The 23,478-nt window shown below is 54.3% G+C and carries 24 protein-coding genes, 1 other RNA gene and 1 pseudogene; 11 read left to right on the top strand and 15 right to left on the bottom strand.

Annotated features, from left to right (window positions below; all coding sequences use genetic code 11):
* Positions 1–127 precede the first annotated feature (127 nt).
* From HA51_RS24680 to HA51_RS24665, 4 genes are read left to right on the top strand one after another with little or no spacing between them, the layout of a single operon-like run.
* The gene (locus HA51_RS24680; protein WP_084937958.1) at positions 128–1,261 is read left to right on the top strand and encodes an amidohydrolase/deacetylase family metallohydrolase; all 1,134 of its coding nucleotides are present in this window, start codon (positions 128–130) and stop codon (positions 1,259–1,261) included.
* Entirely contained in the window at positions 1,245–2,366 is a 1,122-nt protein-coding gene (locus tag HA51_RS24675; RefSeq protein WP_084937957.1) for a DgaE family pyridoxal phosphate-dependent ammonia lyase, read from the top strand. The genes HA51_RS24680 and HA51_RS24675 overlap by 17 nt, the downstream gene beginning before the upstream one ends.
* Positions 2,363–3,100, top strand: coding sequence for a 2-dehydro-3-deoxy-phosphogluconate aldolase (gene dagF, locus HA51_RS24670; RefSeq protein WP_084937956.1), 738 nt, complete (start codon positions 2,363–2,365; stop codon positions 3,098–3,100). Before HA51_RS24675 ends, dagF begins: the two co-directional genes overlap by 4 nt.
* Before the next feature lie 24 nt (positions 3,101–3,124).
* Complete coding sequence (locus HA51_RS24665; protein ID WP_084937955.1) at positions 3,125–5,035, top strand: BglG family transcription antiterminator; 1,911 nt, start codon at positions 3,125–3,127, stop codon at positions 5,033–5,035.
* Between the two features lie 262 nt (positions 5,036–5,297).
* Here the strand turns inward: HA51_RS24665 and HA51_RS24660 are convergent, their stop codons facing one another.
* Positions 5,298–6,200: a LysR family transcriptional regulator gene (locus HA51_RS24660; protein ID WP_084937954.1), complete on the bottom strand. Its 903-nt coding sequence runs from the start codon at positions 6,198–6,200 to the stop codon at positions 5,298–5,300.
* 129 nt (positions 6,201–6,329) lie between these two features.
* Between HA51_RS24660 and HA51_RS24655 the strand changes: the two genes are divergently transcribed.
* Positions 6,330–7,031 (top strand): pirin family protein, encoded by a 702-nt coding sequence (locus HA51_RS24655; RefSeq protein WP_084937953.1) that lies wholly within the window; start codon positions 6,330–6,332, stop codon positions 7,029–7,031.
* Positions 7,032–7,064: 33 nt separating this feature from the next.
* Here the strand turns inward: HA51_RS24655 and dolP are convergent, their stop codons facing one another.
* From dolP to HA51_RS24635, 4 genes are read right to left on the bottom strand one after another with little or no spacing between them, the layout of a single operon-like run.
* Complete coding sequence (gene dolP / locus HA51_RS24650) at positions 7,065–7,637, bottom strand: division/outer membrane stress-associated lipid-binding lipoprotein (RefSeq protein WP_084937952.1); 573 nt, start codon at positions 7,635–7,637, stop codon at positions 7,065–7,067.
* A 14-nt stretch (positions 7,638–7,651) separates the two neighbouring features.
* Complete coding sequence (gene diaA / locus HA51_RS24645) at positions 7,652–8,239, bottom strand: DnaA initiator-associating protein DiaA (protein ID WP_007890352.1); 588 nt, start codon at positions 8,237–8,239, stop codon at positions 7,652–7,654.
* Between the two features lie 14 nt (positions 8,240–8,253).
* Entirely contained in the window at positions 8,254–8,649 is a 396-nt protein-coding gene (locus HA51_RS24640) for a YraN family protein (protein WP_084937951.1), read from the bottom strand.
* Positions 8,607–10,682 (bottom strand): penicillin-binding protein activator, encoded by a 2,076-nt coding sequence (locus HA51_RS24635; RefSeq protein ID WP_084937950.1) that lies wholly within the window; start codon positions 10,680–10,682, stop codon positions 8,607–8,609. Before HA51_RS24635 ends, HA51_RS24640 begins: the two co-directional genes overlap by 43 nt.
* A gap of 62 nt (positions 10,683–10,744) precedes the next feature.
* Here HA51_RS24635 and rsmI point away from each other — a divergent pair, with 62 nt between their 5' ends.
* The 4 genes from rsmI (at position 10,745) to mdtI (ending at position 13,305) form a co-directional block, all read left to right on the top strand.
* Positions 10,745–11,608, top strand: coding sequence for a 16S rRNA (cytidine(1402)-2'-O)-methyltransferase (rsmI, locus tag HA51_RS24630; protein ID WP_084937949.1), 864 nt, complete (start codon positions 10,745–10,747; stop codon positions 11,606–11,608).
* A 33-nt stretch (positions 11,609–11,641) separates the two neighbouring features.
* Positions 11,642–12,018: RNase P RNA component class A (gene rnpB / locus HA51_RS24625), an RNA gene on the top strand.
* A gap of 617 nt (positions 12,019–12,635) precedes the next feature.
* Positions 12,636–12,989 carry a multidrug/spermidine efflux SMR transporter subunit MdtJ gene (mdtJ, locus tag HA51_RS24620; RefSeq protein ID WP_139810735.1) on the top strand — a complete coding sequence of 118 codons (354 nt, stop codon included), beginning with the start codon at positions 12,636–12,638 and terminating at the stop codon, positions 12,987–12,989.
* On the top strand, positions 12,976–13,305 hold the full coding sequence (mdtI, locus tag HA51_RS24615) for a multidrug/spermidine efflux SMR transporter subunit MdtI (protein WP_084937947.1): 330 nt from the start codon (positions 12,976–12,978) through the stop codon (positions 13,303–13,305). Before mdtJ ends, mdtI begins: the two co-directional genes overlap by 14 nt.
* Before the next feature lie 151 nt (positions 13,306–13,456).
* Here the strand turns inward: mdtI and HA51_RS24610 are convergent, their stop codons facing one another.
* The 10 genes and pseudogenes from HA51_RS24610 to HA51_RS24565 form a co-directional block, all read right to left on the bottom strand.
* Entirely contained in the window at positions 13,457–14,431 is a 975-nt protein-coding gene (locus tag HA51_RS24610; RefSeq protein ID WP_084937946.1) for a glutathione S-transferase family protein, read from the bottom strand.
* An 80-nt stretch (positions 14,432–14,511) separates the two neighbouring features.
* Positions 14,512–14,922 (bottom strand): DoxX family protein, encoded by a 411-nt coding sequence (locus tag HA51_RS24605; RefSeq protein ID WP_084937945.1) that lies wholly within the window; start codon positions 14,920–14,922, stop codon positions 14,512–14,514.
* Between the two features lie 207 nt (positions 14,923–15,129).
* Complete coding sequence (locus tag HA51_RS24600) at positions 15,130–15,414, bottom strand: YqjK-like family protein (RefSeq protein ID WP_084937944.1); 285 nt, start codon at positions 15,412–15,414, stop codon at positions 15,130–15,132.
* Positions 15,411–15,806: a phage holin family protein gene (locus HA51_RS24595; protein WP_084937943.1), complete on the bottom strand. Its 396-nt coding sequence runs from the start codon at positions 15,804–15,806 to the stop codon at positions 15,411–15,413. The genes HA51_RS24600 and HA51_RS24595 overlap by 4 nt, the downstream gene beginning before the upstream one ends.
* Position 15,807: 1 nt before the next feature.
* On the bottom strand, positions 15,808–16,113 hold the full coding sequence (locus HA51_RS24590) for an ElaB/YgaM/YqjD family protein (protein WP_084937942.1): 306 nt from the start codon (positions 16,111–16,113) through the stop codon (positions 15,808–15,810).
* 34 nt (positions 16,114–16,147) lie between these two features.
* Positions 16,148–16,522, bottom strand: a complete 375-nt coding sequence (locus HA51_RS24585; RefSeq protein WP_139810734.1) for a DUF1090 domain-containing protein — start codon at positions 16,520–16,522, stop codon at positions 16,148–16,150.
* A gap of 170 nt (positions 16,523–16,692) precedes the next feature.
* Positions 16,693–17,061, bottom strand: coding sequence for an EnvZ/OmpR regulon moderator MzrA (mzrA, locus tag HA51_RS24580; protein ID WP_084937940.1), 369 nt, complete (start codon positions 17,059–17,061; stop codon positions 16,693–16,695).
* Complete coding sequence (locus HA51_RS24575; protein ID WP_084937939.1) at positions 17,058–17,735, bottom strand: DedA family protein; 678 nt, start codon at positions 17,733–17,735, stop codon at positions 17,058–17,060. The genes mzrA and HA51_RS24575 overlap by 4 nt, the downstream gene beginning before the upstream one ends.
* Before the next feature lie 321 nt (positions 17,736–18,056).
* Positions 18,057–18,830, bottom strand: a complete 774-nt coding sequence (exuR, locus tag HA51_RS24570) for a transcriptional regulator ExuR (protein ID WP_084937938.1) — start codon at positions 18,828–18,830, stop codon at positions 18,057–18,059.
* 90 nt (positions 18,831–18,920) lie between these two features.
* Positions 18,921–20,221: pseudogene (locus HA51_RS24565) on the bottom strand (MFS transporter).
* A gap of 389 nt (positions 20,222–20,610) precedes the next feature.
* On the opposite strand from HA51_RS24565, the gene uxaC reads away from it, so the two are divergent.
* Together uxaC and HA51_RS24555 are read left to right on the top strand one after the other, a co-directional pair.
* Entirely contained in the window at positions 20,611–22,026 is a 1,416-nt protein-coding gene (gene uxaC / locus HA51_RS24560) for a glucuronate isomerase (protein WP_084937937.1), read from the top strand.
* Between the two features lie 2 nt (positions 22,027–22,028).
* Positions 22,029–23,477 carry a tagaturonate reductase gene (locus HA51_RS24555; RefSeq protein WP_084937936.1) on the top strand — a complete coding sequence of 483 codons (1,449 nt, stop codon included), beginning with the start codon at positions 22,029–22,031 and terminating at the stop codon, positions 23,475–23,477.
* Position 23,478 lies beyond the last annotated feature (1 nt).

Here is a 23,478-nt window from a genome sequence, read left to right as displayed (position 1 = left end):
CTAATGGTTTGTGGGGCCGGCATTCGGTTGTGGCTAATGGTTTGTGGGGCCGGCAGTCGATCGCGGCTAGTGTTTTGTAGGGTGCGCATTCATGCGCACCTGGCAGAATGCACGTTAAGGAGTAAATATGTTTGATCTGATTCTGCGCCGTGCGCGTCTGTGCGACGAACAGCTGGTAGATATTGCCATCCAGCACGGCAAGATTGCTGCGGTTGGTGACATTAAAGGCGCGGCACAGCAGGAGCGCGATTTAGCAGGGCGCTACTACGTCAGCGCCGGCTGGATCGACAGCCACGTGCACTGCTATCCAAAATCCCCTATTTATCATGATGATGCCGATGCGATTGGCGTGGCGCAGGGTGTGACTACTGTCGTCGACGCAGGCAGCACGGGCGCAGACCACATCGACGATTTCTATCAACTCACCCGTTCCGCCACCACACAGGTGCGCGCCCTGATCAACATCTCGCGCACTGGCATCATCACGCAGAATGAGCTGGCGGATATGGCGCAGATTGACGGCGAAGCGGTGGTCCAGGCAGTGAAGCGTCGTCCGGACTTCATCGTGGGTCTGAAAGCGCGTATGAGCAGCAGTGTGGTGGGTGAAAACGGCATTCAGCCGCTGATCCGTGCCAAAGCGATCCAACAGGCGGCCGGCAATCTACCGCTGATGGTACACATCGGCAACAATCCGCCAGTGCTGGAAGAGATCGCCGATCTGCTCACCTCGGGTGACATCATTACCCACTGCTTTAACGGCAAGCCGAACCGCATTCTGTCACCGCAGGGCGAGCTGAAAGCCGCGGTGAAAAACGCCATCGCACGCGGCGTGAAGCTGGATATCGGTCATGGCAGCGCCAGCTTCAGTTTTGAAGTGGCACGTCAGGCCATCGCGCAAGGCATTCTGCCTGACACCATCAGCTCCGACATTTACTGTCGCAATCGCATTAACGGCCCGGTACACAGCCTGGCGCATGTGATGTCGAAATTCTTCAGCATTGGCATGACGCTGCCGCAGGTCATTGACTGCGTCACCTGTCATGCTGCGGCTGGCCTGCGCTTAGCGGGCAAAGGGCGCTTAACCGAAGGTTATGACGCCGATCTGACCATTTTTACCGTCAAAGAGGAAGCCCTCCCGTTCGTCGATGCTGAAGGCGAACGGGTTCTGGGTGAGCAATATTTGCTGCCGCTGGCCGTGGTTGTCGCGGGTGAGTGGCATTTGACTGATGAAGGGAAAGCCAATCATGTCTTCGATTTATGAAAAATATGACCTGAAACAGGTCATCAACGCCTCCGGTCGCATGACCATTCTTGGTGTTTCAACGCCTTCCGCCGATGTGGTGTACACCGTCAGCTACGGTTTGAATCACTACTTCGAGATTAAAGATCTGGTCAACAAAACCGGCGCGTACATCGCGAAGTTGCTGGATGTCGAGAGCGCGGTGGTAGTGTCTTGCGCCTCAGCAGGCATCGCGCAGAGCGTGGCGGCGGTAATTGTGAAAGACAACGACTGGCTGCTGGAAAACCTGCATGCTGCGCCGTTGACTGTCCCGCACGATATCGTGGTGCCAAAAGGCCATAACGTGAACTTCGGCGCGCCGGTGGGCGCGATGGTAGCGCTGGGCGGTGGTCGTTTGATCGAAGCCGGTTACAGCAACGAATGTTCGCCTGAACAGCTGGCGGCGGCGATCACGCCAACCACCGCGGCGCTGCTGTATATCAAATCGCATCACTGCGTACAGAAAAGCCATCTCAGCGTGGAGCAAGCTGCTGTAGTGGCGCGCAAGCACGGCATTCCATTAATCGTAGATGCAGCAGCCGAAGAGGATTTGCAGTGCTACTACCAAATGGGCGCGGATCTGGTGATTTACAGCGGCGCGAAAGCGATTGAAGGACCCACCAGCGGCTTGGTGCTGGGCCGCACGCAATACGTCGAGTGGGTGAAACGTCAGAGCAATGGTATTGGCCGTGCGATGAAAGTGGGCAAAGAGGGCATCCTTGGTCTGACGCAGGCAATTGAAAATTATCTGGTGCAGCCAAAAACGACGGGCGCTGAGATGGTGGCCAACATGACGCCGTTTATCGACAACCTCAACACGCTGAATGGCGTGACGGCGCGCGTGGTGTGGGATGCTGCGGGGCGTGATATCGCCCGTGCGGAGATCAAGTTTGATGAAGCGGTAACGCAGTGGCCAACCGGTGAGCTGGTGCAGGCGCTGAAAACCGGCGACATCGCTATCTATTTCCGTGGCTACAAAGCCAACGAAGGCATTATCGAAGCCGACGTGCGCAGCGTCAGCGCCGACCAATTACACATCATCTTTAGCCGTATCCAAGCGTTACTCAGTGGAGGAAAACGCGCATGAGTCTGAATCCGAATTTCTATCAGGGCCGCCTGTGCCTTAACGTCCTGGCAGGTTCAAAGCAGAATGCCAAAGAGATTTGGCAGGCCGCAGAAGGCCATGTGCTGGTGGGTGTCTTATCAAAAAGCTACGCCACCAACGAAGAAGCGATCGCTGATATGCGCGAGTACGCCGCGCTAATCGATAATGCTCTGTCAGTGGGACTGGGCGCGGGCGACCCGAATCAGTCGGCGATGGTGAGTGAAATCTCTGCGGTGCTGCAGCCTCAGCACGTTAACCAGGTATTTACCGGTGTAGCGACCAGCCGTGCTTTGCTCGGCCAGAATCACACTGTGGTGAACGGTTTGATCTCGCCAACCGGCACGCCGGGCTTGGTGAAAATCTCAACCGGACCACGCAGCTCACAAGCTGAAGATGCGATTGTGCCGATTGATAGCGCCATCGCGATGCTGCAAGACATGGGGGGCAGCTCGGTCAAATACTTCCCGATGGGCGGTTTGAAATCGGTGAATGAGTATCGTGCGGTGGCGGAAGCTTGTGCACGCCACGATTTCTGGTTGGAACCGACCGGCGGCATCGACCTCTACAATTTCGAAGCTATCGTGCAGATTGCGCTCGATGCGGGTGTCAGCAAAGTTATCCCACACGTCTATAGTTCGATTATCGATAGCGCAACCGGCGACACGCGCATTGACGATGTGCGTCAGCTTCTGGCAACGTGCAAGAAATTGCTATAACCCATGAGTAACAGGTGAGGCTCCGTGAGATTTCCCAATCAGCGTCTGGCTCAACTTTTCGCTGCGCTGCAAAACGAAACGCTGCCGCAGGATGAGCTAGCGCGGCGTTTTGCTGTTTCAACGCGCACGGTGCGCACCGATATCACCGCGCTGAATGCGCTGCTGGAACAGCATGGCGCACAGTTCGTGCTGGCACGCGGCGCGGGATATCAACTGAAGATTGATGACGTGGCGCGTTTCGACCGATTACAGGAAGAGAGCACTGCGCCGCTGCGCGTTCCGCGCACCTCGCAGGATCGGGTGCGCTATCTGCTCACGCGTTTTCTGACCGCCGCCTTTTCCCTCAAGCTGGAAGACCTGTCGGAAGAGTGGTTTGTCAGCCGTGCCACTTTGCAAAGTGACATGGCGGAGGTGCGTGAATGGCTGGGCCGCTATCATCTGAATATCGAGACTAAGCCCCATTACGGCATGAAATTGTTTGGCAGCGAGGCGGCGATTCGCACCTGTTTGACTGACCTGCTGTGGCAAATCGATCAGGAAACCCCGGATAGCCCGCTGCTGACGGTGGAAGCGCTGCACGCTGGTGTGCTGGCACAGCTCGAACCCTTGCTGCAACACTGCTTTACGCAACACGGGATTCGCCTTAGCGATGAGGGTGAGCGCTATCTGCAAATCTACTGTGCGGTGGCGGTGCGACGCATCAGCGAAGGTTTCCCGCTCAACGATCCCGGCGCGGAAGATGTGGGAGAAGAAGTCCGTGAAGCGGCTCATCATCTAGTGGACCTGATGCAGCCTCTGGTGGGCAAAGCGATTTCCCAGGCGGAGGAAAACTGGCTGCGAGTGAACATTGCCGCGCGACAAATTCAGGCGCTGGCACCGAGCACCATTAATGCCGATGACGCGGATGCGTTGGTCGATTACCTGCTGAACTACATCAACACGCACTACAACTACCGTCTGCAGCAGGATGAGCAGCTGCGGGCCGATCTGCTCACCCATATCAAAACTATGATCACCCGGGTGCGCTATCAGATTCACATTCCCAATCCGTTGCTCAGTAACATCAAACAGCACTACCCGATGGCGTATGACGTGACGCTGGCCGCGGTGACCAGTTGGGGCAAATACACGCCCTACAGCATCAGCGAAAATGAAATCGGTTTTCTGGTGCTGCATATCGGTGTGGGATTGGAGCGACATTATGATGTCGGCTATCAGCGTCATCCACAGGTGCTGTTGGTGTGTGACAGCGGTAACTCGACGCTGCGCATGATTGAAGCGCTGCTGCTGCGCAAATACCCCCAGCTGGTGGTAACGGCACGCTTGTCACAGCGTGATTACGAGATGCGCGAACATATCGACGAAGACTTCGTGATCTCCACCGCGCGTCTAAGCGAGAAGAACAAGCCGATTGTGGTGATGTCCCCGTTCCCCACGGAGTTTCAATTGGAGCAGTTGGGCAAGCTGGTGCTGGTGGATCGCACGCGCCCGTATATGTTGGAGAAGTATTTCGATGCGCAGCACTTTATGGTGCTGGATAAGCCGCTGTCGCAGTCAGAGCTGTTCCGGCAATTGTGCGATCAGCTGGAGTCGGAAGGCTATGTGGATGCCGACTTTTACCCTTCGGTAGAGGAGCGTGAAGCGATTGTCAGCACACTGCTCGGTGAAGGCATTGCGCTGCCTCACTCGCTAGGATTACTGGCGAAAAAAACCGTGGTCTACACCGTGCTAGCACCGCAGGGCGTGAGCTGGGGTGATGAAACCGCCTCGGTCATTTTCCTGTTGGCGATCAGTAAAAGCGAATACGAAGAGGCGATGGCGATTTACGATCTGTTCGTCACTTTCCTGCGAGAAAGGGCGATGACAAGACTGCGGGATTGCGGCGATTTTGTCAGCTTCAAAGCGGTGGCGATAGACTGTTTGAGTCGGATGTGAACGTAAACCAGGGCGGCATGAATGCCGCCCCTACGGCAATCATTGTGGTACGGAATGAATGCTGCCTCTACGGCGAACATTGTGGTACGGCTTGAATGCCGCCCCTACGGCAATCATTGTGGTACGGCATGAATGCCGCCCCTATGGCAATCATTGTGGTACGGCATGAATGCCGCCTCTACGGCGAACATTGTGGGGCGGAATGAATACTGCCTCTACGGCGAACATTGTAGGGGCGGCATTCATGCCGCCCTGGTGTTAATCACCCACGCTGCTTCGCCAGCAACCTTGGGATTTCGCGTAAACACCACGCCTTGGCTTCACCCATGCTGTCGCGGCGCCACGCCATGATGATATCCACCTCGCGGGTATATTCGGCACTCACCACACGCAGACGGCCTTCAGCGATGTCCTGTTCTACCATCGGATACGGCATGGTGGCCACACCCAATCCAGCCAGCAATGCACGACGTTTATCATCCATGCTACTGACCGTCAGACGCTGCTGCTTATCCAGCAACTGTACGGTTAAGACCGGGCGTTCACGTGCGGTGTCTGCCACCGCGATACCGCGATACTTTACGCGCGTCACTTCTGACAACGGCTCAGCTTCCTGGTGAATCGGATGGTCCGGGCTGGCCACGTACACGCTCATGATGCTGTACAGCTTACGCGTGTTGATCTCGGTTGAGGCGCGGAAATGCAGATCGGGCGCAATCACGATATCGGCGCGCCCTTGCTCAAGGCGCTCCCACGCACCGGCCAGCACTTCCGTTATTAGTGAGATCTGGGTATTGGCTTTCTCTGACAGCTTTTCAACGATGGGAAAGAGCAATTCAGTCGGGATCAGCGCTTCGGAAACGATGGTGAGATGGGTTTCCCAACCGCGCGCGAGTGCTTCGGCATCGGTTGTGAGTTTATCGGCCGCTTCCAGCAGCACGCGACCCCGCTCCAGTAGCATGCGTCCGACATTGGTAAACTTGGTGCGGTGACCGGAGCGGTCAAAGAGCACCACATCCAGTTCCTCTTCCAACTTCTGCATGGTATAGCTCAATGCAGACGGAACACGACCTAATTCGTCGGCCGCTGCGGCGAAGCTGCCACGACGATCAATAGCATCCATCACACGTAAAGCTTCCAAGGTTAACGCGCGGTCTTTTGCCATGTCGGTTCTCTGTCAGTAAATTTGAACATGCCGGGCAGATTAACTGGCTTACAATCCGGCGTCCAGCCTTTTACCATTGACGTATAAAGCCTGCGGTCGACTCTCACCGCAGCGCGTCGGAGGTAAATCATGATGAAAACCCGCTGCGCGTCCGCATGTGGCCAAGCTGATTTCGGTTGGTTGCAGGCGCGATACAGCTTCTCTTTTGGCCACTATTTTGATCCCAAAATGATGGGCTACGCTTCATTACGCGTGCTTAATCAGGAAGTCTTGGCGCCGGGTGCGGCGTTCCAGCCACGTAGCTATCCTCAGGTGGATGTGCTGAATCTGATACTGCAAGGTGAGGCAGAATACCGTGACAGTGAGGGCAACCACATGGTGGCGAGTGAAGGTGAGGCGATGCTGCTGTCAGCTCGTCAGGGCGTGAATTATAGCGAAATTAATATCAGCAAAGATCGCCCGCTGACACGCATGCAACTCTGGCTGGCTGCGTGCCCCGATCGTGAAAATGCCTTACTGCAAAAAATGGCCTTACCGCAGCAAACCAGCTTTTTGCTTGCCTCACCGGATGGTGAAGCGGGCAGCTTGCAACTGCGCCAGCAGGTATGGGTGCATCAGGTGACGTTAGCGCCAGGTGAGCAGTACAAGGTAAAACTGCACGGACCCCGTGCTTATCTGCAATCCATTCACGGCTCGCTGGATCTGCAGGCAAGCAGCGCTAATCAGGAGTTACTGAGTTGTGGCGATGGGGCGTTTTTGAGTGATGAGAACCAGATTATGCTTCAGGCGAAAACGCCGTTGCGTGCGCTGGTGATTGATCTGCCTGCATAAAAAAGGCGGCCTGAAGGCCGCCTCTGCGCACGCTTACTTGAGAATAGTAAACGCGGTGGTGACGTGCTTCACGCCGCTCACTCGGCTGGCAAGATCTGCCGCTGCCGCTGCTTCCTGTTGTGTCACCATACCCAACAGGAACACCTCGCCATTCTCCGTGGTGACTTTCACGTTTGACGATTTCACCTGATCGCTACCCAGCAGCTGTGAGCGAATCTTGGTGGTGATCCAGGTGTCCGAGGACGATGTGCCCAGGCTCACTTTCTGGCCGTTGCGGATTTCGTTATATACCTCGGTCGCACCATCCACGCCCATGGCGATCTGTTTGGCACGGCTTGCCAGGTCTGGCGACGGCGATTGACCGGTCAACAGGACTTTGCCCTGATAGGCGGTCACCACGACGCGCGCCTGATTTTTGATTTGATCATCTTTAGCCAGTGCGTTAGTGACACGCAGTTCCAGCGTACCGTCATCCACTTGCGTGCCGACGGTGCGTGGATCGGTGGCCGTTTTGGTGGCCACAGCGGCACCGCCCGCGACAACGGCGACACAGCCTTGCAGCAGCATGGCGGTTAACAGAATGGCGACAGCGTTCAATGCTTTCATTTGAGCTCCTTCAGTCATTCCTGGTGTGGGAACAAAGTGTTATCAATCAAATCACACAGACAATTCAGCGTCAGCATATGCATTTCCTGAATGCGTGCACTGCGATGTGACGGAATGCGAATTTCCACATCGTGCGGACCCAGCAGGCCCGCCAGCTCACCGCCGTCATGGCCAGTCAGCGCGACGATGGTCATATCGCGGGTAACCGCAGCTTCAACCGCTTTAACAATATCGCGGGTGTTGCCACGGGTTGAAATGGCCAGCAGAACATCACCGGCCTGACCAAGCGCACGAACCTGCTTGGCATAAATTTCATCATGCAGACGGTCGTTACCAATCGCCGTCAGCATGACGTTATCGGCACTCAAAGCCAGCGCAGGCAAGCTGGGGCGTTCGGTCTCAAAACGATTGATCATGCTAGCGGCAAAATGCTGGGCATTGGCCGATGAAGCACCATTCCCGCAGCTCAGGATTTTGTTACCGTTCAGCAGCGACTGCACCAGCGTCATGGCCGCGCGGGAAATGGCATCGGGTAGCGCTTCCGCAGCGGCGATTTGAGTCTGAATACTTTCGGTAAAACACGCTTTAATTCTGTCCTGCACAAGACCACCTGGTTCTATCCATCGGCATTAAAGGCATCGGGCAACCATTCCAGCTCGCGCCCGGTAATGGCGATGATGTCAAAACGGCAATTCACCGTATCAAAACCGCCACCGCGAGCCAGTAACCACAAGGCAGCTGTTCGCAGCAGCTTTTGTTGTTTCTGGCGCGTAACGCTGGCAGCCGCACCGCCATATCGCCCATCACGCCGATAGCGCACTTCGACAAACACCCAGTAATCCGCGTCGCGCATGATCAGGTCAATTTCCCCACTGCGACAACGCACGTTACTGGCAACCCACTGCAGACCGGCGCGCTCCAGATAGCGGCGCGCCAGCTGCTCTTGCTCAGCGCCAATGCGCTGGCGATTTACTGCACCGGAACGATTTGTCCCTGACGATACTGGTTCCATGCCAACTTCCTGTTGATCACGCAATCCGTGTCAGCACTCAGTTTGCCAGTATTGCCATTAATGGCAAAACCCGGCACCTGGCGCATCTGGTTAAAGTGATTCGCCAGCGTCCAGGCATCAATGCCCATCGCATAGAGACGAACCAGCGAATAATCATTGTTAAACGACTTCGCCGCTTGCTGCATCAAGCCAGGATTAGTCCCGGAAAGCAGCGGAATGTCACTGAACTGCAGACCATCCATTTCCAGACGGAAATCAGGGCCTGCACCCGCCTGCGCACTGCGCGAACTGGCGTACAGTGCGATGTTATTGCGGCTGCTGGTGCGCATTGCAATCATCGGTTTAATCAGCTGTAGCTCATCCTGGCTGGCAACGATGTATACCGCATCAACACTACCACCGCTGGCATCTGCCGTTGGTGCTGGGGTGCTGGTTTGCGGTGCCGGAATGGTCAGGCCCGCAACGGCCACGCCGGCTGATTGTGGCTGTTCAACCGTCAGCGGCGTGCCACTCAATGCGATGCCGGCTCCGCTATTAATACCTTGTTTCAGCTCGGAAACGCCACCAAAACGCTGTTGCAGTACGGTGGAACCGCCGAGTTGCTGCCACTCCTGCGCAAACGCCTTGCTGACGCGATCGCCATAGCTGCTCCGCGGCACCAACAGTAATGGCTGGCGCTTGCCCTGCTCGTAGATATGGTGCGCGGCATCGCGCGCCTCGTCTTCAGGAGAAAGCGCAAAATAACAAATATTCGGATGGTTCTGGATCTGTTCTGGCTCATTCAGCGCCAGCACGTTGAGTGGCGTCTGGCTGTTAACCACCGATTCAACGTCGTTTTTCAGCAGCGGGCCGACCACGATGGTTGCGCCATCTTGCTGGGCTTGCTGCATCACCTGAGCAATGGGCTGGCTGCTGGTGTCATAGACTTTCACTTGCGCGCTGCTGTCGGGCTGAGCGGCTGCGGTTGCCGGTTGTGCGGCGGGTTGCGGCTGTTCGGTCTGCGGCGGCATATTGCCTGCCATGGCCGGGCTGACAACCGTGTTAGCGGCGGTGTTAGCCCCTGCAGGCTGCTGAGCATTGGCGTCGCCAGTCTGTGGTGTTGATGGCTGGGCATTGGCATCGGTTGCCGCTGGCGCAACAGGGGCAGGTTGCGGTGCTGGCGCATTTAACACGCCATTTTTGGCATCGTTAAAGCCTTTTTGAATCGCATTGGCAAAAACCTGCGCCTGTCCATTCAGTGGCAGCAGCAGCGCGATGGTGCTGGTCGAGGCTTTCGTGAAGTTTTGTACCTGACTCAGCTGCGTTGGCAGCGTCTTTGCACCCGGATTTTGCGGATAACGCGTCTGCCAGTCTTTGATCGCCGCTTTCAGCATCTGCGGATCCTGGCTATTAGTGTGCCAGGTGTTCAACAGATCCAGCCATCCCTGCAGGGTGTTTTCATCGGCATTAATCACCAGCGTGTTCAACTGATCTTGCGTCATTTGCGTTAGGGCTTGCCAGGTGGCGTCAATATTGCTCTGGTGGTCGGCACCTTTCAGCAGCGGTTCCTGAGCAATATAGGCGCGCAGCAGCGCCAGTGAAGGGCGATTCTGTGCTGCGGCGATTTGCAGTGCGTAATAGCGCACCTGCTGATCTTCAGATAAGCCATCGGTTTTTACCTGGCCCAGTAACTGTTGAGCACCACCGAAATCCTGCTGGCCAATCTGCATTTGCGCACGCAGTAACAACAGCTCCTGCTGCTGCACAGCGGAGAGCTGTTGCGGCAGTTGCGAGATTTGATCGTTGGCCTGCGGATACTTTCCTTCCTTCAACAGGGCACGGATGGCAAGTAATTGCCAGTCGGTCTTGCTATCATCGCTGCTTTGCTGCACCTGCTGCAGATAATAGTCAGACCTGCCTGTTGCAGGGCCCTGAATATTGACGTTAGAGGTTTGCTGCGGCCCCTGACCGCTACATGCGGCTAAAATCAGTCCAGCGAGAAGAACAGGTACAAAGCGTCCTGCTTTATGACGTACGACTTTTGAAGGAAGCATACTGTATCCAGTGATGTTTTTTTCTAGATGCTCAATATTAAATCGGCAATTCGGATGAAACAATGAAACAACTCGATCGGGCAGAGATTTCTGCCAGTACGCTCTATATCGTTCCTACCCCGATCGGTAACCTGGGTGATATCACACAACGTGCGTTGACGGTGCTCGCGAGCGTCGATCTGGTCGCAGCGGAAGATACACGTCATACCGGGCTGTTGCTACAACATTTCGCCATCAATGCGCGACTGTTCGCACTTCACGACCACAACGAGCAACAGAAAGCAGAGGTGCTGTTAGCCAAGCTGCAAGAGGGCCAAAGCATTGCACTGGTCTCGGATGCGGGCACGCCTCTCATCAACGATCCCGGCTATCATCTGGTGCGTCGTTGCCGTGAAGCAGGTGTGCGCGTAGTTCCGTTGCCGGGTGCCTGCGCGGCGATTACAGCATTAAGCGCGGCGGGATTACCGTCAGATCGTTTCTGTTACGAAGGATTTCTGCCCGCCAAAAGTAAAGGCCGCTGCGATGTGCTGCGCGCTCTTGAGAATGAACCTCGTACCCTCATTTTTTATGAATCCACCCACCGTTTGATTGATAGCCTGCAGGATATGGTGAACGTGTGGGGGGGCGATCGCTATGTGGTGCTGGCGCGCGAGATCACTAAAACCTGGGAAACCATCCAGGGTGCGCCGGTGGGTGAGCTGTTGGCATGGGTGTTGGAAGATGAAAATCGTCGCAAAGGCGAGATGGTGCTGATTGTTGAAGGCCATAAAGCTGATGAAGAGGCTTTACCGGCTGAAGCACTGCGTACCCTGGCGTTGTTGCAAGCGGAGCTGCCGTTGAAAAAAGCCGCAGCGCTAACAGCGGAAATTCATGGCGTTAAGAAGAACGCGCTATATAAGTACGCGCTAGAGCAGCAAGAGGCGTGACAAACGCGGGCGGATCGCCTATCATCCCGCGCCGAAGCTGACTAGACAGTCGCCGCTTTGTCGTCGTCCCTTTCGGGGGAGACGGGCAGAGGGGAGGAAAGTCCGGGCTCCATAGGGCAGGGTGCCAGGTAACGCCTGGGGGGCGCAAGCCTACGACCAGTGCAACAGAGAGCAAACCGCCGATGGCCCAGTAATGGGATCAGGTAAGGGTGAAAGGGTGCGGTAAGAGCGCACCGCGCGACTGGCAACAGTTCGTGGCACGGTAAACTCCACCCGGAGCAAGGCCAAATAGGGGTTCACAAGGTACGGCCCGTACTGAACCCGGGTAGGCTGCTTGAGCCAGTGAGCGATTGCTGGCCTAGATGAATGACTGTCCACGACAGAACCCGGCTTACCGGTCAGTTTCGACTTTTCAGGTGAAAACCCCGCTCCGGCGGGGTTTTTGCTATCTGGGATATGGTGGCAAAAGTGCGCGTACAACCCGATGCGCATGAATGCGCACCCTACGAAAACCGTTCCCAACAATGTAGGGTCGCCATTAATGGCGACCGAAATGCGTTTAAGGGACAAAATTGCGCTTCGGCGGGGTTTTTGCTATCTGGGGTATGGTGGTAAGAGGAATGACTGTCCACTCCATTCTCTAAGAAAAGAACGCGGCTTACCGGCCAGTTTCGACTGAAATTAAGATCTTTGAAAACAATAAAAAAATTCCAGCGTAAAGAAATGAAAATAGCGAGGAACTAAATAAACCTTGTGCCAGAATAGGCGCGTATTTCACTACTGAGGACAATTTTTCATCCACATCGACGAAAAGCAACAACGTGGATAAGTTGTAAAATTATGGACAAAATACTCGTACCACTGATGGCAAATCGTATTTCCTTTAACTTCCTTTTCCCCTGCTCGATCTGCGACCAGCACTGGCGCTTCGCGCTTTAGCGCCACACTCTCCTTATTTAAAAATATTCTTAAAATTTCTCACGCACTTATTCTGCGTGATGGCTATCTATTTCTCTTAAGGAGAGAAATCATGCGCTATTGGTTTTTACTAGTTTTAGCTATCCTCGCTGAAATAACCGGCACGCTTTCAATGAAATGGGCTAGCGTCAATGATGACAGTGCAGGTTTTATTTTTATGCTGGTGATGATCGCACTTTCTTATATTTTCTTATCTTTTGCTGTAAAACGCATTGCCTTGGGTGTCGCTTACGCCATGTGGGAAGGCATTGGCATCCTGTTTATTACACTGTTTAGCGTGACGCTGTTCGATGAAACTTTATCGCTGATGAAAGTGGCTGGCTTAATCACGCTGGTCGCGGGGATTGCTCTGATCAAATCCGGCACGCTGACGCGTAAGGAGCCACATCATGAGCACGTTTAATCTTGTGCATGTGGCCTGGCTGGCGCTGGCGATTGGCTTGGAAATCATCGCGAATATCTTTCTCAAATACTCCGATGGCTTTCGTCGCGTGCTTTACGGTGTGATCTCACTGGTCGCGGTGCTGGGGGCATTCAGTGCCTTGTCACAGGCGGTTAAAGGGATCGATCTCTCAGTGGCTTACGCGCTCTGGGGTGGGTTTGGTCTGGTGGCAACGGTTGCTGCAGGGTGGGTGCTGTTTGGTCAACGTCTGAATAGCATCGGTTGGCTAGGTGTGGGGTTGCTGATTGCTGGGATGCTGCTAATCAAGTTCGCTTAACAGTTGATTTAGCAGCACGAATTCTCACCAGCTTGCGCGTAACAGGAATGGTCAGTCGGGCTTTTTTACGCCTCGCATTCAATCTGTAAAACCGCGCTCAACACAATCCTTCAGAAAAAGAGAGTGTTGAGCGCAACGCTCCGCAACAACCTCAACCGCGGCCGTGCGGCTCATCCCAGTCAAACGCCGGGCCCAGCGAAATCACGCCGCTCGGGTTGATGGTTTTGTGGCTGCAATAATAGTGATGGCGGATGTGTGGCAGATTGACCGTATCGGCAATCCCCGGCATCTGATAAATGTCTCGCAGGAAGCCGCTAAGGTTGCGGTAATCACTGATACGGTGACGGTCACACTTAAAGTGAGTGACATACACTGGATCAAAACGCACCAGCGTCGTCCATAAGCGCAGGTCGGCTTCGGTCAGTTGATCACCCGTGAGGTAGCGATGTTGACCTAGAATTTGCTCAAGGCGCGCCAATGAATGAAACAGTGCCGTTACCGATTCATCATAGGCTGCTTGTGAAGTGGCGAAGCCGCTTTTGTACACACCATTATTGACCGTATCGTAAATCCAGCCGTTCAGCTCATCGATCTTGTCGCGCAACGCTGGCGGATAATAATCTCCGGCGCGGGCACCTTGTGCATCAAAGGCCGTGTTGAACATACGGATGATGTCAGCCGATTCATTACTGACGATGGTGTGCTGGGTTTTATCCCATAGCACCGGAACGGTCACGCGGCCTGTGTATTGCGGATCGGCGTGCAGGTAAAGTTGGTAAAGAAATTCATTCTGATAGAGTGAGTCCCCGGTTGCATCTGGGAAATCATCGTCAAAGGTCCAGCCGTTTTCCAGCATCAAGGGATGTACCACTGAGACGGAAATCATCTCCTCCAGCCCTTTTAACTGACGCATTAACAGTGTGCGGTGCGCCCATGGGCAAGCAAGAGAAACATATAAGTGATAGCGATCGCGCTCGGCGGCAAATCCGGCGTTGCCGGTTGGGCCCGCGCTGCCATCTGCGGTGACCCAGTTACGCCAGACTGCTTCTGTTCGTTTGAAGCGGCCACCGGTTGACTTCGTATCGTACCAGGTGTCATGCCAGACACCGTCAATCAGCTGTCCCATAAGCCCTCCATAAAGAAAAAGGGCGAGGAAAATCCCCGCCCCTATCAATCAGTATATGTGTTCTGGCAACGCTTGTGTGCTTAGCGTGCAGTCGCTGGTGCGAAACGTCCACGAATTAGACGGTCGATGCTGTAAGCACCTGGACCCACCAGACCCAGCACCAGGAAACCACCGGCGATGGACAGGTTTTTCATGAACATCAGCTGGTTAACACCTTCCGCGAAGTTGCTGTGGAACAGGAACGCGGTCAGCAGCGTAAAACCAGCGGTGAACAGTGCGGTAAAGCGAGTCAGGAAACCAAACAGAATTGCCAGGCCGCCGCCGAACTCCAGCAAAATGACCAGTGGCAGCAAGAAGCCTGGGACGCCCATTGCCTGCATGTATTGTGCGGTACCCGCATAACCAGTGATTTTGCCCCAACCTGCAGTAATGAACAGAATAGTCATCAGTACACGTGCCAGCAGCAGACCTGAGTCTTCGAATTTTTTCATCATTTACTCCAACAAGAATTATGTAGCAGGTTGTTGGCCTGCAAGGTTTTAATCCCGGCAAATCGAATGATTTAATTCACTGGGCTGATGGAGTGAGATAATAGTCGCAGGATGGAACAGTTGTAAGCGAGATAAACTGTCAATGTTATTCAGGAATTCTGATGGAGAAAAAACCGGACCTTATCGATCCGGTTTTAAATGAAGGAATTAGCGTGGTTCGAGCGTGGATTTGATCATGCGCCAGGTGCTCCACAGGCCAAAACCGCGTTTTGCCCAACGCAAAATACGGTTAGGGCTGCGGATGGACCAGATAGCCAGCGCACTGCTGCCAATCGCCAGATAGCGACGCATACTGATTAGCGTTAACCAACCGCGGTCATACTGTGCAGTGCTGTCCAGCCAGTCGCGGCGGGCTGCACTGAGATCCAGCCGCTGCTGCTGCACGTGGTTCAGCAGTTCGTGAATACGCGCTTCACGTTCACGGCGGCTCATGAGCGGTGTTCCTCCAGCAATGTGCGATCGGTTTCCAGCTCTTTACGCGTATGACGAAGCAGTGTGGATTGACGTGACTTGTGCAATGTCCACAAGCCGAAAATCAGCGCTAGCGCAAACAGGACACCGGTGGTAATGGCAATCGCCATCAACCGATACTGCGCATCCACCGCCCATATGATCAGCACCATCAGACTCATTAAACCGAAAGCGGTAAACAGCATGGTCAGCCCAACCATCATCAGCATCTGAATCAGATTAGCTTTTTCCTCTTCCAGCTCGGCAATCGCCAGGCGGACACGCGTTTCTACCATGCTTACCAGCGTGGTAACAACGCGCTGACCAATGTTGAAGACCCCTTTGCCTGGGCCGTGGCTCTGACTATCGCTCATATCAACGACGTGAAATCAGGATGCCAATCAGTACACCGACAGCTGCACCGATACCCACGCCGTGCCACGGATTATCGCGCACGTATTCGTCAGCTTTCTCCGCCGCTTCACGCGTGGACTGCGCGATACGCTCGCCTGAGTCACCCAGACGCTCGCGTGAACTTTCGATGGCGCCGCGCGCTTTACTGCGCAGTTTATCCAGCTCATTTTTGGATTTATCCGTTGAGCTGCTCAGCACTTCTTCCAGGGTGTCAGCAAGGTTTTTCAATTCCGCACGCAGATGTTCAGATGTGGTGTCTTTAGACATGAAGTTCTCCATTACATCATTTATTTAAGTCCGATTAGTAAGGCTCAGCTTCCAGCTTTTTCAGCTCGTGCTGCGCCTCTTCCAGCTTACGTTCGCGCTTCTCAACTTTCTCTTTGTCATCGCCGTCCTTGCGCTCTTCCTGAAGTTCACGCTCACGTTCTGCAATTTTCTGCTTCTGTGCTGCGATACGTTCACTATGGGCTGATTTCAATCTCTCGTCAGTGCAGTTAGCGCGGACTTCGGTCAGCGCACGCTCCAGCCCGGTGACCCGGCGCTGATTATCATGCTGTTTAGCCATGTCGATTTCGCGCTGAATATCATGCTCTTTTTGCTGACAAAGTGACTCGGCTGCCAGCAGTGAACCCGAAAGAGAGAAAAGAATAGCACCCAGTAGTAATTGATGTTTCATCAGGTTTTGACCTTCCATTGTTATTGACCTGCCACAAACCGGGCAGGAGAGGCATCCCAGCTTGTCTTAGCGCGCTACTTTAAGCATAGACAGCAGACGAAAAAATTCAAAGAAGACGCGGGGATAGCGAGGATTGATCTACCGTCTGGCTTATCGCCAGACGGGTAAAATCAGCTGTAAGTTGGACGATTAGCGTCGGGGACTTGCTGTGAAGCTTGCGGTCCGCTTGCCACCACAAAGCCTTGCGGCAGCAGGCGACGCAGCACTTTCTGCGCGGCCAGACTCTGCTCTTCATTTTCGAAATGGATGACCAGCGCATCACCCGAAGGTGTAATACTTTTGATACGCACGCCCTGTGCAGACAATTGCTGATAGAGATAAAAACCATCGGGAAGATTGGTACCGCTATGGGCAACACGGATCTTTACCACCGTATCGTGCTGCATCAATGAAGGAACAATAATCACGGCCAGCAGCGCCAGGGCAGCCGCAACCGCCCAGGGCAGTAAACGCCTGGGGAATCCACGAAGTGCAATCATGATTGTGAATTCCCATTACGAGATGCCTGACGTTTACGCCAAAGCACAACCAGAGAACCCACCAACCCGATAACCAGCAGCACCAGCGGCAGCAGCATGAGACAGAACATCAGTTCATCTTCATAGCGGCGGAAAATAGGGGTTTTACCCAATGCGAAGCCCAGCACGGTGAGAATTAACACCCACAAGAAGGCACTCACCCAGTTGAAGAACTGGAAGCGGGCATTGCTCAGGCCTGAAAGCCCGGCGATAGTCGGCAGCAACGTACGTACAAAAGCGATAAAGCGGCCAATCAATAGGGCAGATAAACCGTGCCGATGGAACAACTTGTGTGCACGCTGATGGTATTGTGCGGGTAAATGCGACAGCCATTTTTGCACGGTAGGCGTATTCCCCAACCATCGTCCTTGAATATAACTGACCCAGCAGCCGAGACTGGCGCCAGTGGTAAGGACCAGTAATGTGAGGGGGAAGCCCATAGTGCCCTTGGCAATGAGCACACCAACAAGAATCAACAGGCTGTCACCCGGCAGAAAAGCGGCGGGCAACAGGCCATTCTCCAAAAACAGGATCAGGAACAGCAAACCGTATATGGCCCACACCAGCGTCGGGTCGGAGAGCATCTCATAATCCTGCTGCCACAAGGCATGCAGCAATGCTTTCAAAATATCCATCAATCATTCCTGAACATCATTGTTAATCGTGCCCGTGAGGGGCTGAGGCGCAGGCTGGTTTGGTTCTACATTTTAGGTATGCAGCCCGAGCGGGGTTTCCGGATCCTTCCAGAATTGATTGTTAAATCAGCGACTTTTTAAAGCCCTGTCGCAAAGGGTAAGAAAAGGGGGATAACTGTAACAAAAATCATGCTAGTCAGACAGTGTAAAGTGGCTGATGTACAGGAGTTTTACCTTTTGACGCAGATGGTCAAAAGGAGCTTTACATGAGCTGACACTATTGCAGATTAACTGACTCTTTCGCCTGGAAATGCAGCAGAATCAATGTGAGTTGTCACTGCCTTCCGGCAGGATGACGGGATTTTCCGCAAACATGTAACGGTCCACATTAAATTCGAAATCATCGGCGGTGGCGTTAAACAGCATCTGTTTAGTATTTTCCAGGTGCTGCCACATTGCCAGCTTACTGGCGGCGGGATCTTTGCGCATTAATGCTTTTAAAATTTGATCGTGATCGTCACACCAACTGGTGAGGTTTCGCGCATCAATATGCTCGTGCAGCTTTAGCCAGTAGGGATTGTGCAGACGGTGTAACCACATCTTTTCAACAATCGCGGCTAAGGCACTGTTTTGCGTGGATTGTGCAATGCGTACGTGGAAATGCATATCCCATTCGGAATCACGGGAATAATCTTCCTGGCGCGCTTTTTCTTGAATCGCCATTAACGCCATGATGTCTTGGCGAGTAACCTGCGTGGCGGCAAATTCAGCGACATTGCTCTCAATCAGCTGTCGCGCCTGCAGCAGTTCAAACGGCCCAAAACTGGCAAATTCCAACTGGCTTGGGGTCGTTTCACGGTTCTGTTGTTGATTGCTAATGACGTGAATACCAGAACCTTTGCGAACCTCAACGTAACCTTCCACTTCCAGCATAATGATCGCTTCACGTACCACCGTGCGGCTAACTTCCATCTCTTCAGCAATCAGGCGTTCAGCGGGTAACTTATCGCCAACACGATAATCATCCGCTTCAATACGACGCTTGAGTTCACTGGCAAGTTGTTGATAAAGACGACGGGATTCGTTCAGATCCATTGCGCGGTTCGCTGTAGTGGTGAAGGTAGAGTTGTTATACCACTTTGGCGGAACGGAGGAAATGGGCTGACGTGCGCCAGCCCGAAGAGATTAAGTGCGTGCTGCCGCCGGTTGCGCCAGGTTGTGATCCTCCAATTCAGAGACCGGTTGGTTCTTCAGAACGGTCCAGATGACGCAAGCGCCGAGCAAATCAAACACCGCCAGTGCGGCAAACAGTGGACTAAAGCCCAGGGTATCGGCTAATGCGCCGACCACCAGCGCGAACATGGTACTGGCGGTCCAGGCAGCCATGCCGGTTAAACCGTTGGCGGTAGCCACTTCATTACGACCGAATACATCGGAAGAGAGCGTAATCAGCGCGCCGGAAAGCGCCTGGTGCGCGAAGCCACCGACACATAACAAGCCAATGGCGACATACGGCTGGTAAACAAACCAATCGTGCCCGGCGCAATCATCAGTACTGCTCCCATGGTCACTACCAGTTTGCGTGAAACGATCAGGTTTACACCGAACCAGCGTTGGAAGAGGGGGGGCAGATAACCCCCGACAATGCAGCCGAGATCGGCAAACAGCATCGGCATCCAGGCAAACATGGCGATCTCTTTCAGATTGAAGCCGTAAACCTTGAACATAAACAGCGGGATCCACGCGTTGAAAGTGCCCCAAGCCGGTTCAGCCAGGAAGCGCGGCAAGGCAATGCCCCAGAACTGGCGGTTGCGCAGAATCTGACGCGCTGACATTTTGCTGTTATTTCCGGTTTGATGCTGCACCTCCTGGCCAGAAATAATGTAGTGGCGCTCCTCTTCACTCAATTTGGTTTGTTGTTTCGGATGCTTGTAAAACACTAACCAGCAGATCGCCCAGGCCATGCTCAGCACACCGGTGATGATAAAGGCCAGCTGCCAGCTGTGCGCCAGAATCGCCCACACCACCAGCGGCGGTGCCAGCATCGCACCAATCGACGATCCCACGTTGAAGTAACCCACTGCCACCGAGCGTTCTTTGGCCGGGAACCATTCGCTGCTGGCTTTAAGCCCGGCGGGAATCATTGCCGCTTCCGCCGCGCCCACTGCTCCGCGCGCCAGTGCAAACCCTCCCCAGCTGCCGGCCATGGCGGTGGCGGCACAGAAGATGGCCCACAACACGGCAAAGACCGCGTAGCCGATTTTGGTGCCCAGCATGTCCAGCACATAACCGGCGACAGGTTGCATAATGGTGTAGCACGCCGAATAGGCGGCAACGATATACGAGTATTGCTGTGTGGTAATGCCCAACTGCGTTTCCAGCGTTGGTGCGGCAACTGCAATGGTATTACGCGTCAGGTAACCGAGCACGGTGCCCAGCGTCACCAGCCCAATCATGTACCAGCGTAGCCCTTTGATCTTACGCATCATTAACCTCTTCCAGTCTGTCGTAATACTTGCCATTTAATGGTTGGGGACGCACTACGGCGCCTCCCACGGGCGGCCTTTACGCACAGACCTGCCGCCTTGTTGTTATTAGCTGTGCCAAGGATTTAGCAGCAACGAGGCGTGAGGTTAACTTGTTATACAACTTTAAAAGTTGAATGCCATCACAAAAACCCTTCATGCACTGTGTGTTAAGCTAAAAGGCCGTTATTACAGCGATTTAGCGCAATGAGGCCAGCGTTTTTGTCCATATACCCACAGTGAAACTGTCATTATTGTGAGGTGTATCGCAAAGAATTTTGCCGGTTGCGAAAATTGGTATGATAACTTTAAGTCAGAAGCCTAATGGCACCAAACATGAGGAAGCAGGTATGTCGCGTTTTATGAGTGAGGATTTTCTACTCGATAGCGAGTTCGCCCGTCGTCTGTACCATGACTACGCCAAAGACCAGCCGATTTTCGACTATCACTGCCACTTGCCGCCGCAGCAGATTGCCGAAAATTATCGATTCACCAACCTCTATGACATCTGGCTGAAAGGTGATCACTACAAATGGCGTGCGATGCGCGCGAATGGCGTGCCAGAAGCACTCTGTACCGGTGATGCTAGCGATCAGGATAAATTTAATGCATGGGCGCGCACCGTGCCGCACACCATCGGTAACCCGCTCTACCATTGGACGCATCTCGAGCTGCGCCGTCCGTTTGGCATCACTGACGTGCTGCTGAATGAACAGAGTGCTGACCGCATCTGGCAGCAGTGCAATGCATTGCTGGCACAGGATGCCTTTAGCGCACGCGGCATCATGCAGCAGATGAACGTGAAAATGGTTGGCACCACAGACGATCCGCTCGACGATCTGCAACATCACCGCACGCTGGCAAACGATGCCAGCTTCAGTGTTAAAGTGCTGCCGAGCTGGCGTCCAGACAAAGCCTTCAACATTGAACTGGATACCTTCCTGCCGTGGATTCAACGTCTGGAGCAGGTCACCGACATCAACGTGCAACGGTTTGATGATCTGTTACGTGGCTTAAGCCAGCGGCTCGATCATTTTGCCGCGCACGGTTGTAAAATCTCTGATCATGCACTGGACGTGGTGCTGTTTGCCGAAGCTGACGAAAGCACGCTGGATGGTATTTTAGGGCGCCGTCTGCAAGGGATCGCACCAACGCAAGAAGAGGTGGCGCAGTTTAAAACGGCGGTGCTGGTATGGCTCGGCAGCGAATATGCGCGTCGCGGCTGGGCGCAGCAATATCACATTGGCGCGCTGCGCAATGCGAACCGTCGCCAGTTCGATATTCTTGGCCCGGATGTCGGGTTTGACTCCATCAACGATGCCCCTCTGGCGATCCCGTTGGCTCGCTTACTGGATGCACAGAATCGTAACAACGCCCTGCCAAAAACCATCCTTTACTGCGTCAACCCACGTGATAACGAAGTGCTGGCCACCATGGCGGGCAATTTCCAGGGCGAGGGCGAACCGGGCAAAATGCAGTTTGGTTCGGCGTGGTGGTTTAACGATCAGCTAGACGGTATGCAGCGCCAAATGACGCAGCTGGCACAAATAGGTTTGCTGAGCCGTTTTGTTGGCATGCTCACCGACAGCCGCAGTTTCCTTTCATACACGCGGCATGAGTATTTCCGTCGCTTGCTGTGCCAGATGATTGGCAACTGGGTGGCACGCGGTGAAGCGCCGGCGGATGAAGCGCTACTGGGGCAGATGGTGCAGAACATCAGCTTCAACAATGCACGCGACTATTTCGGCATTGAGCTAGGAGCCTGATGATGCAGCGGCTAAACCGTCACGATTTCCCCGGCGCGCGTTACAGCGATCGCGTTATCCAGTTTGGTGAAGGCAACTTCCTGCGAGCATTTATTGACTGGCAGCTCGACTGGCTCAACCAACATCATGATATCGATGCGGGCGTGGTGGTGGTGCGGCCGCGTAATCGTGTGGTAGAGGATTCCCTGAATCAGCAGGATGGGTTGTACACCACGTTGATCCGTGGCCTGAATGCAGCAGGCGAGCAGGTGAGCGAAACCCGCTTGATCCGCAGCCTCAACCGCGAAATTCAGCCTTATCAGCAGTTTGACGATTTTCTTGCGCTGGCTCGTGCCCCACAGATGCGCTTTGTGTTTTCCAATACCACCGAAGCGGGTATTGCTTTTGCCGAGCAGGATCGGCTGGAGGACGCACCTGCCTCTTCCTTCCCTGGCAAATTGACGCAGTTGCTGTGGGCGCGTTTCACCCATTTTGCTGGTGCCGCCGACAAGGGCTGGCTGATTGTTCCCTGTGAGCTCATCGATCATAACGGCGATGCGCTGCGCGAGTTGGTGTTGCGCTATATCAAACACTGGCAGCTCCCACCGGAGTTTGCCCGCTGGGTGCTGGATCACAGTGCGTTCTATAACACGCTGGTGGATCGCATCGTGACGGGCTACCCGGTGGACGGTGAGGCGATTGCGGCACAGCTGGGTTATGAAGATCGCTACCTGGTGGCGGGCGAAGTCTATTATCAGTTTGTGATTCAAGGGCCGGAGGCATTGGCGCAAGAGTTGAAACTGGATCAGCTGGCACCGGAAGTGAAGTTTGTTGATGACATCTCGCCGTACAAAGCGCAGAAGGTGGCAATACTCAACGGTGCACATACCGCCATGGTGCCAGTGGCCTTTCTATTTGGGGTTGAAAGCGTAGGTGAAGCGATGGATGACGCTGCCATTGCGGGTTATGTTGATGCGCTGCTGCGTGACGAGGTGATCCCAACGCTGGATCTGCCTTCCGACGAGCTGCATGCCTTTGCTGATGCCGTGCAGCGCCGCTTCCGTAATCCGTTTATTCGCCATGCGCTGCTCTCCATTGCGCTGAATGGCATGACCAAATTCCGTACCCGTTTACTCCCGCAGTTGTTGCTCGCGCAGCAACAAACCGGCCAATGGCCGCCGCGTCTGACCTTCGCTTTTGCTGCGCTGCTGGCGTTTTATCGCGGTGAGCAGGGCGATAAGCAGTGGCCACTACAGGATGACGAGTACTGGTTGCAGCAGTTTGCGGAGCTATGGCCTGCATTAAATCAAAACAAAATGACCCTGGAACAGCTGGTGCAGGCGGTACTGCGCAACAGCCACCACTGGGGCGAAGATCTGACTCAGCGGCCTGGATTAGCGTCCGCAATCAGCCAACACCTGCAAAACATCATCGTCCACGGGATGCGGACGGCGTTGCTACAACTGAGATAAC

This window comes from Pantoea rwandensis (assembly GCF_002095475.1).
In the GTDB taxonomy this organism is placed as follows: Bacteria; Pseudomonadota; Gammaproteobacteria; order Enterobacterales; family Enterobacteriaceae; genus Pantoea; species Pantoea rwandensis.
The sequence above is the reverse complement of the archived record's forward strand: the minus strand, read 5'-3'. Positions and strand labels throughout refer to the sequence as shown.